Below are 14452 nucleotides of genomic sequence, written 5' to 3'. Positions count from 1 at the left end.
CTCGGCCGCGACCGCCTCCTGCCGCTCGGCCGGTACGGCGGCCTCGGCCCCGGCGCTGTCGGTGCCCGTCCCCTCGACGCCCTCGGTGCTGGTTTCCATGACGACAGACCTTACGGCCCACCACTGACAGCACCGCGCCATTCCGGTGGATACCAACCGGCCCCCGGCCGCAGGCAGGCGGGGGCGGCGCCGGAGACGGCGCGGGAAACATAGGGGGTGCCGGAGCGGAACGCGTCGCGACGGCCGCATACCATCGACCAGAGACCCTCCTGCTCCGCATGATCGGGGCGGGAGACGCTTCGAACGAGGGGACATCGTGGACGAGAGCGGCGGGAGCGGGCAGCCGCGGTCCGGTACCGGCGAAGCGACCGAGCGCCACGAGAGGCTCCAGTCCTCCGTGCCCACGGCCGCAAACGCCGCACGCCCCGAACCGGCCGGACCCGAAGCTCCCACCGGGTCCTCGGCCCCCGCGGCGCGGAGCGACGAGCAGCCCGACCGTGACGCGAACGCCCCGCGCTCCGAGCCATCCGGGTCCCAGGCTCCCACCGGGTCCTCGGCCCCCGCGGCGCGGAGCGATGAGCAGCAGCCCGAGCGTGACGCGAACGCCCCGCGCCCCGAGCCATCCAGGTCCCAGGCCCCCACCGGGTCGGCCCCTGCGGCGCGGAGCGACGAGCAGCCCGAGCCTGACGCGGATGCCGCACGTTCCGAACCGTCCAGGTCCCAGGACCGCCCCGGGTCGACGCCCACGGCGGCGAGCGACATGGAGTCCGAGCGCGACGCGGACGACGCACGCCCCGGGCAGGCCGGGCCCGAGGCACCCGCCGGGTCGACCCCTTCGGCGCCGGGCGGCGACGTGGACGCGGCGCGCCCCGGACCCGTCAGGTCCCAGGCCCCCACCGCGTCCACCCCCGCGGCGCCGAGCGGCGAAGAGCCCGGGCGTGATGGGGGAGTGGCCGCCTCGGAAGAGGCACGGTCCGGAGGCGAGCACGGTACTGAGGCCCCGGAGGGGTCGCAGGCGCGGTCTGATTCGGCGGGCGGGAGCCGGGCGGACACCCAGGGCTCCGATGACCCCCTCGCGAAGACCGCCCCATCGGGTGAATCCCACGAGCGGGCCGCCTCCACGCACGAGGGCCAGGCCACCGGGACCGGTTCCTCGGAGCGTTCTCACGCCCACACCGACCCCACGCATGACACCGGCTCGGCCGGCCCCGAAGCAGGCCGGCCCCGAGCGCAGGTCGGCACCGGCAAGCGACGGCCCCCGCGCCGCGGCAAGGAGCCCGGCGGCGGGCTGCTCATGGGCCGGCCCTTCGGCGTGCCCGTGTACGTCGCGCCCAGCTGGTTCCTCGTAGCCGCGCTGATCACCTGGGTGTTCGGCGGCCAGCTCGACCGCGTACTGCCCGAACTCGGCGCCGCCCGATACTTGGTGTCCCTCTTCTTCGCCGTCGCCTTCTACGCCTCCGTGCTGGTCCACGAACTGGCCCACGTCGTCGCGGCCCTGCGCTTCAAGCTCCCGGTGCGCCGGATCCAGCTCCAGTTCTTCGGCGGGGTCTCGGAGATCGAGAAGGAGGCCGAGACCCCCGGCCGGGAGTTCGTGCTGGCCTTCGTCGGGCCGCTGCTCTCGCTCGTCCTGTCCGGCCTGTTCTACCTGGCCATGCAGCCCGTCGAGCCGGGCACCGTCCCGGGCGTACTGCTGGCGGGCCTGATGGTCTCCAACCTCATCGTGGCCGCCTTCAACCTGCTGCCCGGCCTGCCCCTGGATGGCGGCCGTATGCTCCGCGCCGTCGTCTGGAAGATCACCGGCAGGCCGATGAGTGGCACCATCGCCGCCGCCTGGGTCGGCCGCGCCCTCGCCGTCTCCGTACTGATCGGGCTGCCCCTGCTCACCCAGTCCGGAGCGATCGGCGACGCCCCCCAGAACATCGGCGGCATGGACACCGTCACCGACGCCCTGCTCGCCGCGATCCTCGCCGCGATCATCTGGACCGGCGCCGGCAACAGCCTCCGGATGGCCCGCCTGCGCGAACACCTGCCGGAGCTGCGCGCCCGTTCGCTCACCCGGCGCGCGGTCCCGGTCGAGACCAACACCCCCCTCTCCGAGGCCCTGCGCCGCGCCAACGAGGTCGGCGCCCGTGCCCTGGTCGTGGTCGACGCCGACGGCGAACCGCTCTCCCTCGTCCGCGAGGCCGCCATCGTCGGCGTACCGGAGCACCGTCGTCCCTGGGTCGCGGTCAGCGGTCTCGCCCAGGACCTGACCGACGGCATGCGCGTCTCCGCCGAGCTCGCGGGCGAGGACCTCCTCGAGACCCTGCGCGCGACGCCCGCCACCGAGTACCTGGTGGTGGAGGAGTCCGGGGAGATCTACGGCGTCCTGTCGGCGGCGGACGTGGAACGCGCCTTCGTGAAGGCGATGGCCCGCCCCTCGTAGTGGTCGGCGCCCCCTTCCGCTGCCGGTAGGCTGGTCACATGTCCGAACCGACCGGTGCCGCCCGCAGGCGCGGGCCCTTCAAGGTCGGGGACCAGGTTCAGCTGACCGACCCCAAGGGCCGCCACTACACGTTCACGCTCGAAGCGGGGAAGAACTTCCACACCCACAAGGGTTCCTTCCCGCACGACGAGCTGATCGGCGCTCCCGAGGGCAGCGTTGTCCGCACCACGGGGAACGTCGCCTATCTCGCGCTGCGCCCCCTGCTCCCCGACTACGTCCTGTCCATGCCCCGCGGCGCCGCCGTGGTCTACCCCAAGGACGCGGGGCAGATCCTGGCCTTCGCCGACATCTTCCCCGGCGCACGCGTCGTGGAGGCGGGCGTCGGCTCCGGCTCGCTCAGCAGCTTCCTCCTGCGCGCCATCGGCGACCAGGGCATGCTGCACTCCTACGAGCGCCGCGAGGACTTCGCCGAGATCGCCCAGCAGAACGTGGAGCGCTACTTCGGCGGCCCGCACCCCGCCTGGCAGCTCACCGTCGGCGACCTCCAGGACAACCTGTCCGACACCGACGTCGACCGCGTCATCCTCGACATGCTCGCGCCCTGGGAGTGCCTGGAGGCCGTCTCCAAGGCGCTCGTCCCCGGCGGCATCCTGTGCTGCTATGTGGCGACCACCACCCAGCTCGCGCGGACCGTCGAGTCCATCCGCGAGATCGGCTGCTTCAACGAGCCGACCGCCTGGGAGTCGATGATCCGCAACTGGCACATCGAGGGCCTGGCCGTCCGCCCGGACCACCGGATGATCGGCCACACCGGCTTCCTGCTCACCGCCCGCCGCCTCGCGGACGGCGTCGAGCCGCCGATGCGCCGCCGCCGCCCCGCCAAGGGCGCGTACGGCGAGGACTACGCCGGTCCGAACGCCGACGGCGGCGCCGGCCGCTGACGTACCCAACGCACCATGGCTGTGGCCGAGTTCCCGCGAACGGCGGGGAACTCGGCCACAGCTCTTTTCTGTTGACGCGTCGCCAGGAGCCGCCCGGAAGTCCCCAGAAGTGCGGACCCCGCCGTTCCGCGGCGCTGTGACGTGTGGCACCATGCGGGACACCCCACCGGCACAGCCCTCACAGGAGACGCTCCTAGTGCAGCAATCCGCCGTCCCGGAACTGGCACATACGCACACCAGCCCCATGCAGTGGGTCGCCACGGCCACCGCCATCGCCGGAGTCGTCGCGCTGTCCTCCGTCCTGCAGCCCGACTCGGCGAGGGCGGCCCAGCCCGGCCCCACAGGCACATCCGTGGCGGCCGCGGCGGCGGCTCCCGATCCCACGGGTGTCGACTTCCCGATCGAATGCGGGCCCACCAAGGTCCTCGTCCAGAAGAAGCTCCCCGGAGACCTCGATGGCGACGGCCGCCCGGAAACCGTGACCGTGGTCCGCTGCGACGCGGGCTCCGGCACCCCGCCCAACGGCGTCTACGTCCTGACCCGGGCCGCGGACGAGAAGAAGCCCCGGGTCGTGGCCACCTTGGTGGACCCCAAGGACCGCCTGAGCGTCACGGACTTCGCGCTGAGCGACGGAGCCGTCACCGCCACCCTGCTCGGCTACTCCTCGGCCGACATACCGAGTTGCTGTCCGGACGTGAAGGACCGCGCCAAGTGGCAGTGGAAGGGCGGCGCGTTCGTGCGGTCGACCCCCTCCGAAGCACGGAGTGTGTGAGCGCACACCCCGGAGGCCGGAAATGAGAAAACACCCTCCGCGCGGCGGAGGGTGTGAGAAAACAGACAGCTGTGACGTGGAGTGCCTATCGGGTCACCCAGCGTCAGGGCCGTAGACCTCGACCTTGTCCGAAATCCGACGCACGTGGATGCAGTCGCCAGGGCATTCCTTCGCCGAGTCCGTCACATCGCGCAGAAGCGGCAGCGGTACGGGCGTTGTGGCGCCGGGGGCCTGCAACAGCTCGTCGCCCGGGCTCTTCACGTAGGCCAGACCGTCGATGTCCAGCTCAAAGACCTCCGGCGCGTACTGGGCGCAGATTCCGTCGCCGGTACACAGGTCCTGATCGATCCAGACCTCGAGAGCGTCGCCGTCGACTCCGGCCTCCTGCTGCACGTCACTTCTCCTGCCGTTTCCTGCGCCGAGCGATCCGAAGACTGGGGAATGGGGCCAGCTCTGGCGGGTGTTGAACACTTCGACCCTACCTCCGGCGGCTTCCCAATCATGTTCGGTGGGTATTCCCCTGGCGTGAGGGAGAGCGCAAGGGTGAAGATCGGACACACCCCGACAGTCTTTGTGATCTAGGGGTTTCAATCGACACCCACCCAGGTAGGGTCTGGAAGCGTCCAGCTCCCCTTGGAGGAGGTGAGGACCGTGGCAGCCCACGACGACGACATGAACCGCGGCATCCGCCCGGGACGAGGGTCCGATGACCCCGCCGGGCAGATTGCCTACCTTGAGCAGGAGATCGCCGTCCTGCGACGCAAGCTCGCCGACTCTCCGCGCCACACGAGGATTCTCGAAGAGCGGATCGTCGAGCTGCAGACCAACCTGGCCGGCGTGTCCGCACAGAATGAGCGGCTCGCCAACACGCTCCGTGAGGCCCGCGACCAGATCGTGGCCCTCAAGGAGGAAGTCGACCGGCTCGCGCAGCCGCCGGCCGGCTTCGGAGTCTTCCTCATGGCGAACGAGGACGGCACGGCCGACATCTTCACCGGGGGCCGCAAGCTCCGGGTGAACGTCAGCCCCAGTGTGGAGCTCGTGGAGCTCAGGCGCGGCCAGGAAGTGATGCTCAACGAAGCCCTCAACGTGGTCGAGGCCATGGAGTACGAGAGCGTCGGCGACATCGTCACCCTCAAGGAGATCCTCGAGGACGGCGAGCGCGCCCTCGTGGTGGGGCACACCGACGAGGAACGGGTGGTACGGCTCGCCGAGCCGCTGCTGGACGTCACCATCCGCGCCGGCGACGCCCTGCTGCTCGAACCCCGTTCCGGCTATGTCTACGAAGTCGTTCCGAAGAGCGAGGTCGAGGAACTCGTCCTCGAAGAGGTCCCGGACATCGGCTACGAGCAGATCGGCGGCCTGGGAAACCAGATCGAGATGATCCGCGACGCGGTCGAGCTCCCGTACCTTTACCCCGACCTCTTCAAGGAGCACGAACTGCGGCCACCCAAGGGTGTGCTGCTGTACGGGCCCCCGGGATGCGGCAAGACGCTCATCGCCAAGGCCGTGGCCAACTCGCTGGCCAAGAAGGTCGCCGAAGTGACCGGGCAGGCCACCGGCAAGAGCTTCTTCCTCAACATCAAGGGCCCCGAGCTCCTGAACAAGTACGTCGGCGAGACCGAGCGGCAGATCCGCCTGGTCTTCCAGCGTGCTCGTGAGAAGGCCAGCGAGGGCACCCCCGTCATCGTCTTCTTCGACGAGATGGAATCCCTCTTCCGCACCCGTGGATCGGGCGTCAGCTCGGACGTGGAGAACACCATCGTCCCGCAGCTGCTCGCCGAGATCGACGGTGTGGAGGGCCTGCAGAACGTGGTGGTGATCGGCGCCTCGAACCGCGAGGACATGATCGACCCCGCCATCCTGCGGCCCGGACGGCTCGATGTGAAGATCAAGATCGAGCGCCCGGACGCCGAGGCGGCGAAGGACATCTTCCAGAAGTACCTCACCGAGCGCCTCCCCCTGCACCCCGAGGACGTGGGAGAGCACGGCGGCGACAAGGCGGCCACCGTCCACGGCATGATCCAGACCGCCGTGGAGCAGATGTACGCCGAATCCGAGGAGAACCGCTTCCTGGAGGTCACCTACGCCAACGGTGACAAGGAAGTCCTCTACTTCAAGGACTTCAACTCCGGAGCCATGATCGAGAACATCGTGGGCCGCGCCAAGAAGATGGCCATCAAGGACTTCTTGGAGCACAGCCAGAAGGGCCTCAGGGTCTCCCACCTCCTCCAGGCTTGCGTGGACGAGTTCAAGGAGAACGAGGACCTGCCGAACACCACCAACCCGGACGACTGGGCCAGGATCTCCGGAAAGAAGGGCGAACGGATCGTTTACATCCGTACCCTCATCACCGGAAAGCAGGGCGCGGACACCGGACGCTCCATCGACACGGTGGCCAACACCGGGCAGTACCTGTAAAACACAGGGCGGCTGCGGGTGCCCTTCGTGGGTACCCGCAGCCGACTGTTTTTCAGGTCACGGCTGGAGCAGAGCAATGACGCAAATGATCTCCCCACCAGCGCAAAGGCGTTCTAGGCTCTTTCGTACCGCCGAGTCGCGCAGTGCGGGGACGGGCACCGCACACGCACCGGAGCGCCAGCGGTACTTGAGCAGCGCCCCCGACCGAGGGCGCCGCCGGGCAAGGAGGGCCGCATGACCGTACGGCGAGTAATGGGCATCGAGACGGAGTACGGGATCTCCGTCCCCGGTCACCCCAACGCCAATGCCATGCTCACCTCGTCCCAGATCGTCAACGCGTACGCGGCGGCGATGCACAGGGCGCGCCGCGCCCGCTGGGATTTCGAGGAGGAGAACCCGCTGCGGGACGCGCGAGGCTTCGACCTCGCCCGCGAGGCCGCCGACGCCAGCCAGCTCACCGATGAGGACATCGGCCTGGCCAACGTCATCCTCACCAACGGCGCGCGTCTCTACGTCGACCACGCACACCCCGAATACAGCGCTCCGGAGGTCACCAACCCCCGGGACGCCGTCCTGTGGGACAAGGCCGGCGAGCGCATCATGGCCGAGGCCGCCGAGCGCGCGGCCCAGCTCCCCGGCGCCCAGCCGATCCACCTCTACAAGAACAACACGGACAACAAGGGCGCCTCCTACGGGACGCACGAGAACTACCTGATGAAGCGGGAAACCCCGTTCTCGGACATCGTGCGCCACCTCACGCCGTTCTTCGTCTCACGTCAGGTCGTCACCGGAGCGGGCCGCGTCGGCATCGGCCAGGACGGGCACGAGCACGGCTTCCAGCTCAGCCAGCGCGCCGACTACTTCGAGGTCGAGGTGGGCCTGGAGACCACCCTCAAGCGCCCGATCATCAACACGCGCGACGAGCCGCACGCGGACGCCGAGAAGTACCGTCGGCTGCACGTGATCATCGGAGACGCGAACCTCTCCGAGATCTCGACCTACCTCAAGCTGGGCACCACGGCGCTGGTCCTGTCCATGATCGAGGACGGCTTCATCGCCGTCGACCTGGCGGTCGACCAGCCGGTACGCACGCTGCACCAGGTCTCGCACGACCCGACCCTCAAGCGTCTGGTCACGCTCCGCAGCGGACGCACACTCACCGCGGTCCAGCTGCAGATGGAGTACTTCGAGCTGTCGCGCAAGTACGTGGAGGAACGGTTCGGGGCGGACGCCGACGAGCAGACCAAGGACGTCCTGGTCCGCTGGGAGGACACCCTGAACCGCCTGGAGAACGATCCGATGAGCCTGGCCGGGGAGCTCGACTGGGTCGCCAAGCGGGAGCTCATGGAGGGCTACCGGCGCCGTGACAGCCTCGACTGGGACGCCGCCCGGCTGCACCTGGTCGACCTCCAGTACGCCGACGTACGCGCCGAGAAGGGCCTCTACAACCGTCTCGCGGCGCGCGGCAAGATGAAGCGCCTGCTGGACGAGGCGGAGGTCGAGCGGGCCCGCACCAAGCCGCCGGAGGACACCCGCGCGTACTTCCGCGGACGCTGCCTCGAGCAGTACGCGGACGACGTCGCGGCGGCCTCCTGGGACTCGGTGATCTTCGATCTGCCCGGCCGGGACTCGCTCCAGCGCGTCCCAACCCTGGAGCCGCTTCGCGGAACGCGTAATCACGTCAAGGAGCTCCTGGACCGCTGTCGTACGGCTGAGGAGCTGGTCAGGGTCCTGTCAGGCGGCTGAGCGGGCATCCGGTCAGGACAGTCGGGGCAGGCCGGACAGGGTGGAAAACCCGGCGCAGGGGAATCATCGAGGTGGCCCCCGTACGTTGTAGGAACTGCGGGGCCGATGTCGGACCCTGCTTGTAGGGTCTGATCAAGAACGTCGAACCGAGCGGGGTGAGGGTTATGGCGACCAAGGACACCGGCGGCGGACAGCAGAAGGCAACGCGTTCCACCGAGGAGGTCGAGGAGCAGGCGCAGGACGCGCAGGCATCCGACGACCTCAAGGAACGCCAGGAGAAGCTGTCGGACGACGTCGACTCCGTCCTGGACGAGATCGACGACGTCCTCGAGGAGAACGCCGAGGACTTCGTGCGTTCCTTCGTTCAAAAGGGCGGAGAGTAACGCCAGTTGTCCGTCTCGGAGCCGGTCTGATCCAGCAGGTCGGCGCCGGGACGGATGACCGGCGTTCGCGCGGGTATGGTCCGTGCACAGATTTGATGATCGGCTCGGCCGTCCACGGCGGGCCGCAGCCTACGTGGAAGGAATCGCGTGGAAGCCAACCCTCGTAGCACCGGGCGTCTGCCGGCTGCCTTCCTGACGCCCGGCTCGTCCTCGTTCATGGACTTCCTGGCCGAGCACCAGCCGGAAATGCTCCCTGGCAAGCGGCAGCTGCCGCCCACCCAGGGCCTGATCGAGGCCCCGCACGGCACGACCATCGTGGCCGTCACATTCCCCGGCGGCGTGGTGCTCGCCGGTGACCGGCGGGCCACCATGGGCAATGTCATCGCACAGCGCGACATCGAGAAGGTCTTCCCGGCCGACGAGTACTCGGCGGTGGGCATCGCCGGTACGGCGGGTCTGGCCGTCGAGATGGTGAAGCTGTTCCAACTGGAGCTGGAGCACTTCGAGAAGGTGGAGGGCGCCCAGCTCTCCCTGGAGGGCAAGGCGAACCGCCTCTCCACCATGATCCGTTCCAACCTCGGCATGGCCCTGCAGGGCCTCGCCGTGGTTCCCCTCTTCGCGGGCTACGACGTGGATCGCGGGCGAGGCCGCATCTTCTCCTACGACGTCACGGGCGGCCGCTCCGAGGAGCACGGCTACGCGGCCACCGGCTCCGGCTCGATCTTCGCGCGCGGCGCCTTGAAGAAGCTCTATGCCAAGGACCTGACCGAGGACCAGGCCACCACGCTCGTCGTCCAGGCCCTGTACGACGCGGCCGACGACGACTCGGCGACCGGTGGCCCCGATGTCGCCCGCCGGATCTACCCGATCGTCACCGTGATCACCGAGGACGGCTTCCGTCGGATCACCGACGAGGAGTCCTCCGAGATCGCCCGCTCGATCCTGGAGCGGCGCCTGGAGCAGCCCGACGGTCCGCGGGCCGCGCTGCTCTGAGACCGGCCTCTTTTATCAAGGTGATCCTGTGACTTCGACAGAAAGGGACGGATAACCGGTGTCGACGCCGTTCTATGTCTCACCCCAGCAGGCCATGGCCGACCGGGCGGAGTACGCCCGCAAGGGCATCGCCCGCGGCCGCAGCCTCGTCGTGCTGCAGTACGCCGACGGCATCGTTTTCGTCGGCGAGAACCCGTCCCGCGCGCTGCACAAGTTCAGCGAGATCTATGACCGGATCGGCTTCGCCGCCGCCGGCAAATACAACGAATACGAGAACCTTCGGATCGGTGGCGTGCGCTATGCCGATCTGCGGGGTTACACCTACGACCGTGACGATGTGACCGCCCGCGGTCTTGCCAACGTGTACGCCCAGACTCTGGGCACGATCTTCTCCAGCGCGGCCGAGAAGCCGTACGAGGTGGAGTTGGTGGTCGCCGAGGTCGGTGACACGCCCGAAGGTGACCAGATCTATCGGCTGCCGCACGACGGTTCGATCGTGGATGAGCACGGATCCGTCGCGGTGGGTGGTAGTTCCGAGCAGATCAGTACCTATCTGGATCAGCGTCACCAGGACGGGATGTCGCTGGCGGAGGCGCTGAAGCTGGCCGTGCAGTCGCTGTCGCGTGAGCCGAACGGTGGTGAGCGGGAGATCCCGGCGGAGCGGCTTGAAGTTGCTGTGCTGGACCGTACGCGGCCGCAGCAGCGGAAGTTCAGGCGGATTGTCGGGCGTCAGCTGTCCCGGCTCCTGGAGGCGGGTGGCGCGTCCACCGCCAAGGAGGCGGAGGACCTCGAAGACGAGGAGTGACCTCGTCCCACTCCCACTCCCACTCGACTCTCGCGTGCCCCGGCCCCATGCGGCCGGGGCACGCGGCGTTGCGGAGCGCCGGCGTTCCTGGTCAGGAAGGGGCGGCCCGTGGTGGGGCCGTGGAGCCCCGTACAACCAGTTCGACGGGAATGTCGCCCGGTGGGGGCGTGCGGCCCTCCAGGACGGCGAGGAGGGCCTTCATGCCGCGTTCGCCGAAGAGCTCGGCATCCAGTCGGACCGTGGTCAGCTCCGGGTCGATGGCTCGGGAAAGGGCCAGGTCGTCGAGGCCGGTGATGGAGAGGTCGTCGGGGATGTGGAGGCCCAGGCGGCGGGCCGCCTTGCAGGCGCCCGCGGCCAGTTTGTCGTCGTCGCAGACGAGTGCGGTGGGGCGGGGCGTGGCTGCGGAGAGAGCCGCTTCGGCGGCTGCCAGGGCTCCCTCGATGGAGATGGGGGCCCGGGTGGTGCGCAGCTCTGTGCCGGAGACCTCGGCCAGGCGGGTGGCCAGTTCCCGGGCGCGTACCTCGAAGGTCCAGGACGGGATGTCGGCCGCCAGGTGCAGGAAGCGGCGGTGGCCCAGGGCGAGGAGGTGTTCGGCGACCTGTCGTACGCCGTCCTTGATGTCGAGGTTGACCGTGGCCGCGCCCAGGCTGCCCTCCGGGTCGCTGTCCAGCATGACCAGCGGGAGCTGGTCGCCGCGGATCGCGGTGAGGGCGTCGGCGGCCATGGAGGAGGCGATCACGCCGTCCAGGGCCGCTGCCGCCGAGCCGAACGGGTTGCGGGCGGGGCCGATGCCTTCGGGGGATGGGTAGAGGACCACACCGAAGCCGTGGTCGGCGGCGACGCGGGCCGCGCCGGTGTAGACGCCCGCGAAGAACTCGGTGGTGAGCGCCGGGACCACCAGGAGGACGGTGCGGGTGCGGCCGAGGCGGAGGTTGCGCGCGGCCAGGTTCGGGCGGTAGCCGAGCTCCTGGGCCGCCTCCCGGACGCGCTGCGCCGTCGCCTCGGAGACCCTGCCCCGCCACTTCTCGCCGAGAACCAGCGAGACGGCGGCCTGGGACACCCCGGCGGCCTCGGCGACGTCCCGGCTCGTGGGGCGCGTGCTACCTCGTGCCACCGTCGACCTGCTCCCTCGTCTGGACTCCCGGACAGCGCACATGGTACGTATGGGAGGGGACGTTATACGTAAAACCTGGGGCGTCACCGCTACGAGAAGGGCTCGACATGGCTGCCGGATACCTGGAGATCCTCAGGGCGAGGCATGCGGGGCGGCTGCTCGTCGGCACGCTCACCGGGCGGCTGCCGAACGCCACCGCCGCCATCGCCGTGGTGCTCTTCATCCGCGCGCAGGGCGGCACGTACAGCCTGGCGGGCGCGCTGGCCGCCGTCTACGGGGTGGCCAACGCCGTGGGGCAGCCGCTGCTCGGGCGGCTCGTGGATCTCTGCGGTCAGCCCCGGGTGCAACTGCCCGCCGCGGTCGTCTCAGCCCTCGGGATGAGCGTCTTCGCGTTCGCGGGGACGGATCCACTGCCGCTCGCGTACGTCTCGATGGCCGTCGCCGGGCTCTTCACGCCGCCCCTGGAGGGCGGACTGCGAGCCCTGTGGCCCTCCGTCCTCCGCAAGGAGGACCAGGTGCACACCGCGTACGCGATGGACGCGGTGGCGCAGGAAGTCATGTTCACCGTCGGCCCCTTGCTCGTAACGCTGTGCGTGTCGCTCTGGTCCGCCCAGGTGGCGCTGCTCGTCCTGAACGTCATCGGCGTCCTGGGCGCGCTCTCCGTAGTCGTCTCGCCGCCCTCGCGCGCGTGGCGCTCGGCGCCGCGCGAGGCGCACTGGCTCGGCGCGCTGCGCTCACCCGGACTGGTGGCCCTCCTCGCCGCCTTCCTGTTCGTCGGGATCGCCCTCGGTTCCATCACGGTCGCCGCCGTGTCGTACGCCGACGGTCATGGCGGGGACGCGGTGTACGGCTGGCTGATGGCCGGCATCGGCCTCGGCGCCCTCGTCGGCGGGACCGTGTACGGCATGCGGCAGTGGGGCGATGCGCCCGAGCGGCGACTGCGCGTGCTCGTCGCCCTTCTGGCGGTGTGTTATCTGCCGCTGATGCTGGTACCGGGCCCGGTCGCCATGACGGCGCTCACCACGCTCGCCGGAGTGTTCCTCGCGCCCTGTATCGCCTGCGCGTTCGTCCTCGTGGACCGGCACGCGCCGGCCGGCACCGTCACCGAGGCGTTCTCCTGGCTTGTGACGACGTTCACCGTGGGCGCGTCCGTCGGAACGGGCCTCGCGGGCCCGGTCGTCGAGTGGGGCGGGGCGGCGCGGGGCTTCGCCGTGCCGGGCGCCGCGGGCGCCGCCGCACTGGTGGTTCTGCTGGCCACGGGGGGCGTCCTCGCAGCTACCGGGAAGGGCGCGGTGGTTGCGGCTTCATCGGAAAATGATCCAAACCGTGCCGTCGAACCCCGTTTCAGCTCAGGGGATCGGGCGTAATGTTCAGTCATGGACCGCCGCATTTTCGGGCTGGAGAACGAGTACGGCGTCACGTGTACGTTCAGGGGACAGCGCCGCCTGTCTCCCGACGAGGTGGCGCGGTACCTCTTCCGCCGTGTCGTGTCATGGGGCCGCAGCAGCAATGTCTTTCTGCGGAACGGTGCCCGCCTCTATCTCGACGTGGGATCACATCCGGAATACGCGACACCCGAATGTGACAACGTGACGGAACTCGTCACCCACGACAAGGCCGGCGAGCGCATTCTCGAAGGACTCCTGGTGGACGCCGAACGACGCCTGCACGAGGAAGGAATCGCGGGCGACGTCTACCTGTTCAAGAACAACACCGACTCGGCGGGCAACTCCTACGGGTGCCACGAGAACTATCTGGTGGCCCGGCACGGGGAGTTCTCCCGACTCGCGGACATCCTCATCCCGTTCCTCGTCACCAGGCAGCTGCTGTGCGGTGCCGGCAAGGTGCTGCAGACCCCTCGCGGGGCCGTGTACTGCGTCAGCCAGCGCGCCGAGCACATCTGGGAGGGCGTCAGCTCCGCGACCACCCGCTCCCGACCCATCATCAACACACGGGACGAACCGCACGCCGACGCCGAGCGCTACCGCCGGCTGCACGTCATCGTCGGCGACTCGAACATGTCCGAGACGACCATGCTCCTCAAGGTCGGCGCCACCGACCTCGTGCTGCGCATGATCGAGGCGGGCACCGTCATGCGCGACCTCACCCTGGAGAACCCCATCAGGGCGATCCGCGAGGTCAGCCATGACATCACCGGCCGGCGCAAGGTGCGCCTGGCCAGCGGCCGCGAGGCGTCCGCTCTCGAAGTGCAGCGCGAGTACTACGAGAAGGCCGTGGACTTCTGCGAGCGCCGCGGCATCCGCACCGGAACCGTCGAACAGGTTCTCGAACTGTGGGGCCGCACGCTCGACGCGATCGAGGCCGAGGACCTCGACCGGATCGGCACCGAGATCGACTGGGTCATGAAGTACAAGCTCATCGAGCGGTACCGGGCCAAGCACAACATGACGATGTCGCATCCCCGGGTCGCGCAGATAGACCTCGCCTACCACGACATTCACCGCCGTCGTGGTCTGTACTACTTGCTGGAGAGGAAGGGACAAGCCACCCGGATCTGCAACGACTTGAAGATCTTCGAGGGCAAGTCCGTGCCGCCGCAGACCACTCGCGCCCGGCTCCGCGGCGACTTCATCCGGCGCGCTCAGGAACAGCGCCGCGATTTCACCGTCGACTGGGTCCACCTGAAGCTCAACGACCAGGCACAGCGCACCGTGCTGTGCAAGGACCCGTTCCGTTCCGTCGACGACCGTGTGGAGAAGTTGATCGCGGGAATGTGAGCCGGCTCCGGCCCGCTCGCGTGCCGGTCGGATACGGAAGCCCGATGCCCGGAGGTGGGTCCCCGGGCATGGTGCGGTTGACAGTTTCATAGTGTTTCGGTGGTCATAGCGTGAGGG

Annotated in this window: 12 protein-coding genes and 1 pseudogene; 11 read left to right on the top strand and 2 right to left on the bottom strand. The window is 69.3% G+C overall.

What is annotated here, in order from left to right; all coding sequences use genetic code 11:
- The first annotated feature begins 760 nt into the window (after positions 1-760).
- The 3 genes from AB0D27_RS35900 (at position 761) to AB0D27_RS35890 (ending at position 4138) form a co-directional block, all read left to right on the top strand.
- Positions 761-2425, top strand: a complete 1665-nt coding sequence (locus AB0D27_RS35900) for a site-2 protease family protein (protein ID WP_362516982.1) — start codon at positions 761-763, stop codon at positions 2423-2425.
- A 38-nt stretch (positions 2426-2463) separates the two neighbouring features.
- Complete coding sequence (locus tag AB0D27_RS35895) at positions 2464-3366, top strand: tRNA (adenine-N1)-methyltransferase (RefSeq protein ID WP_037628452.1); 903 nt, start codon at positions 2464-2466, stop codon at positions 3364-3366.
- A gap of 196 nt (positions 3367-3562) precedes the next feature.
- Positions 3563-4138, top strand: a complete 576-nt coding sequence (locus AB0D27_RS35890) for a hypothetical protein (RefSeq protein WP_362516979.1) — start codon at positions 3563-3565, stop codon at positions 4136-4138.
- A gap of 93 nt (positions 4139-4231) precedes the next feature.
- Here AB0D27_RS35890 and AB0D27_RS35885 read toward each other — a convergent pair whose 3' ends face one another.
- Positions 4232-4531, bottom strand: coding sequence for a ferredoxin (locus AB0D27_RS35885; RefSeq protein ID WP_362516976.1), 300 nt, complete (start codon positions 4529-4531; stop codon positions 4232-4234).
- 258 nt (positions 4532-4789) lie between these two features.
- Between AB0D27_RS35885 and arc the strand changes: the two genes are divergently transcribed.
- The 6 genes and pseudogenes from arc (at position 4790) to prcA (ending at position 10483) form a co-directional block, all read left to right on the top strand.
- A complete protein-coding gene (gene arc / locus AB0D27_RS35880; RefSeq protein WP_362516973.1) occupies positions 4790-6556 on the top strand; it encodes a proteasome ATPase in 1767 nt (588 codons plus the stop codon).
- Positions 6557-6790: 234 nt separating this feature from the next.
- Positions 6791-8302 carry a depupylase/deamidase Dop gene (dop, locus tag AB0D27_RS35875; protein ID WP_362516971.1) on the top strand — a complete coding sequence of 504 codons (1512 nt, stop codon included), beginning with the start codon at positions 6791-6793 and terminating at the stop codon, positions 8300-8302.
- Positions 8303-8466: 164 nt separating this feature from the next.
- A complete protein-coding gene (locus AB0D27_RS35870; RefSeq protein WP_028801616.1) occupies positions 8467-8685 on the top strand; it encodes a ubiquitin-like protein Pup in 219 nt (72 codons plus the stop codon).
- 115 nt (positions 8686-8800) lie between these two features.
- A pseudogene (locus AB0D27_RS35865) lies at positions 8801-8881 on the top strand (recombination endonuclease VII); the annotation flags it as partial.
- Positions 8863-9678: a proteasome subunit beta gene (prcB, locus tag AB0D27_RS35860; RefSeq protein WP_362517024.1), complete on the top strand. Its 816-nt coding sequence runs from the start codon at positions 8863-8865 to the stop codon at positions 9676-9678. The pseudogene AB0D27_RS35865 and the gene prcB, both read left to right, overlap by 19 nt.
- Before the next feature lie 58 nt (positions 9679-9736).
- Positions 9737-10483, top strand: coding sequence for a proteasome subunit alpha (gene prcA / locus AB0D27_RS35855; RefSeq protein ID WP_362516968.1), 747 nt, complete (start codon positions 9737-9739; stop codon positions 10481-10483).
- Between the two features lie 91 nt (positions 10484-10574).
- Here prcA and AB0D27_RS35850 read toward each other — a convergent pair whose 3' ends face one another.
- A complete protein-coding gene (locus AB0D27_RS35850; protein ID WP_362516965.1) occupies positions 10575-11597 on the bottom strand; it encodes a LacI family DNA-binding transcriptional regulator in 1023 nt (340 codons plus the stop codon).
- A 107-nt stretch (positions 11598-11704) separates the two neighbouring features.
- Between AB0D27_RS35850 and AB0D27_RS35845 the strand changes: the two genes are divergently transcribed.
- Together AB0D27_RS35845 and pafA are read left to right on the top strand one after the other, a co-directional pair.
- Positions 11705-12964, top strand: coding sequence for an MFS transporter (locus AB0D27_RS35845; RefSeq protein ID WP_362516962.1), 1260 nt, complete (start codon positions 11705-11707; stop codon positions 12962-12964).
- Between the two features lie 9 nt (positions 12965-12973).
- Positions 12974-14335, top strand: coding sequence for a Pup--protein ligase (pafA, locus tag AB0D27_RS35840; RefSeq protein WP_340382033.1), 1362 nt, complete (start codon positions 12974-12976; stop codon positions 14333-14335).
- The last annotated feature ends 117 nt before the right edge of the window (positions 14336-14452 follow it).

This window comes from Streptomyces sp. NPDC048415 (assembly GCF_040651675.1).
In the GTDB taxonomy this organism is placed as follows: Bacteria; Actinomycetota; Actinomycetes; order Streptomycetales; family Streptomycetaceae; genus Streptomyces.
Note: the sequence above shows the minus strand (reverse complement) of the source record. Positions and strands in the feature narration are given on the sequence as shown.

What these genes read in the sequence shown, in the direction of transcription:
- AB0D27_RS35900 (WP_362516982.1), top strand. Translation starts at nt 761, where the DNA reads ATGGAGTCCGAGCGCGACGCGGACGACGCACGCCCCGGGCAGGCCGGG.
- AB0D27_RS35895 (WP_037628452.1), top strand. Translation starts at nt 2,464, where the DNA reads ATGTCCGAACCGACCGGTGCCGCCCGCAGGCGCGGGCCCTTCAAGGTC.
- pafA (WP_340382033.1), top strand. Translation starts at nt 12,974, where the DNA reads ATGGACCGCCGCATTTTCGGGCTGGAGAACGAGTACGGCGTCACGTGT.
- AB0D27_RS35845 (WP_362516962.1), top strand. Translation starts at nt 11,705, where the DNA reads ATGGCTGCCGGATACCTGGAGATCCTCAGGGCGAGGCATGCGGGGCGG.
- AB0D27_RS35870 (WP_028801616.1), top strand. Translation starts at nt 8,467, where the DNA reads ATGGCGACCAAGGACACCGGCGGCGGACAGCAGAAGGCAACGCGTTCC.
- dop (WP_362516971.1), top strand. Translation starts at nt 6,791, where the DNA reads ATGACCGTACGGCGAGTAATGGGCATCGAGACGGAGTACGGGATCTCC.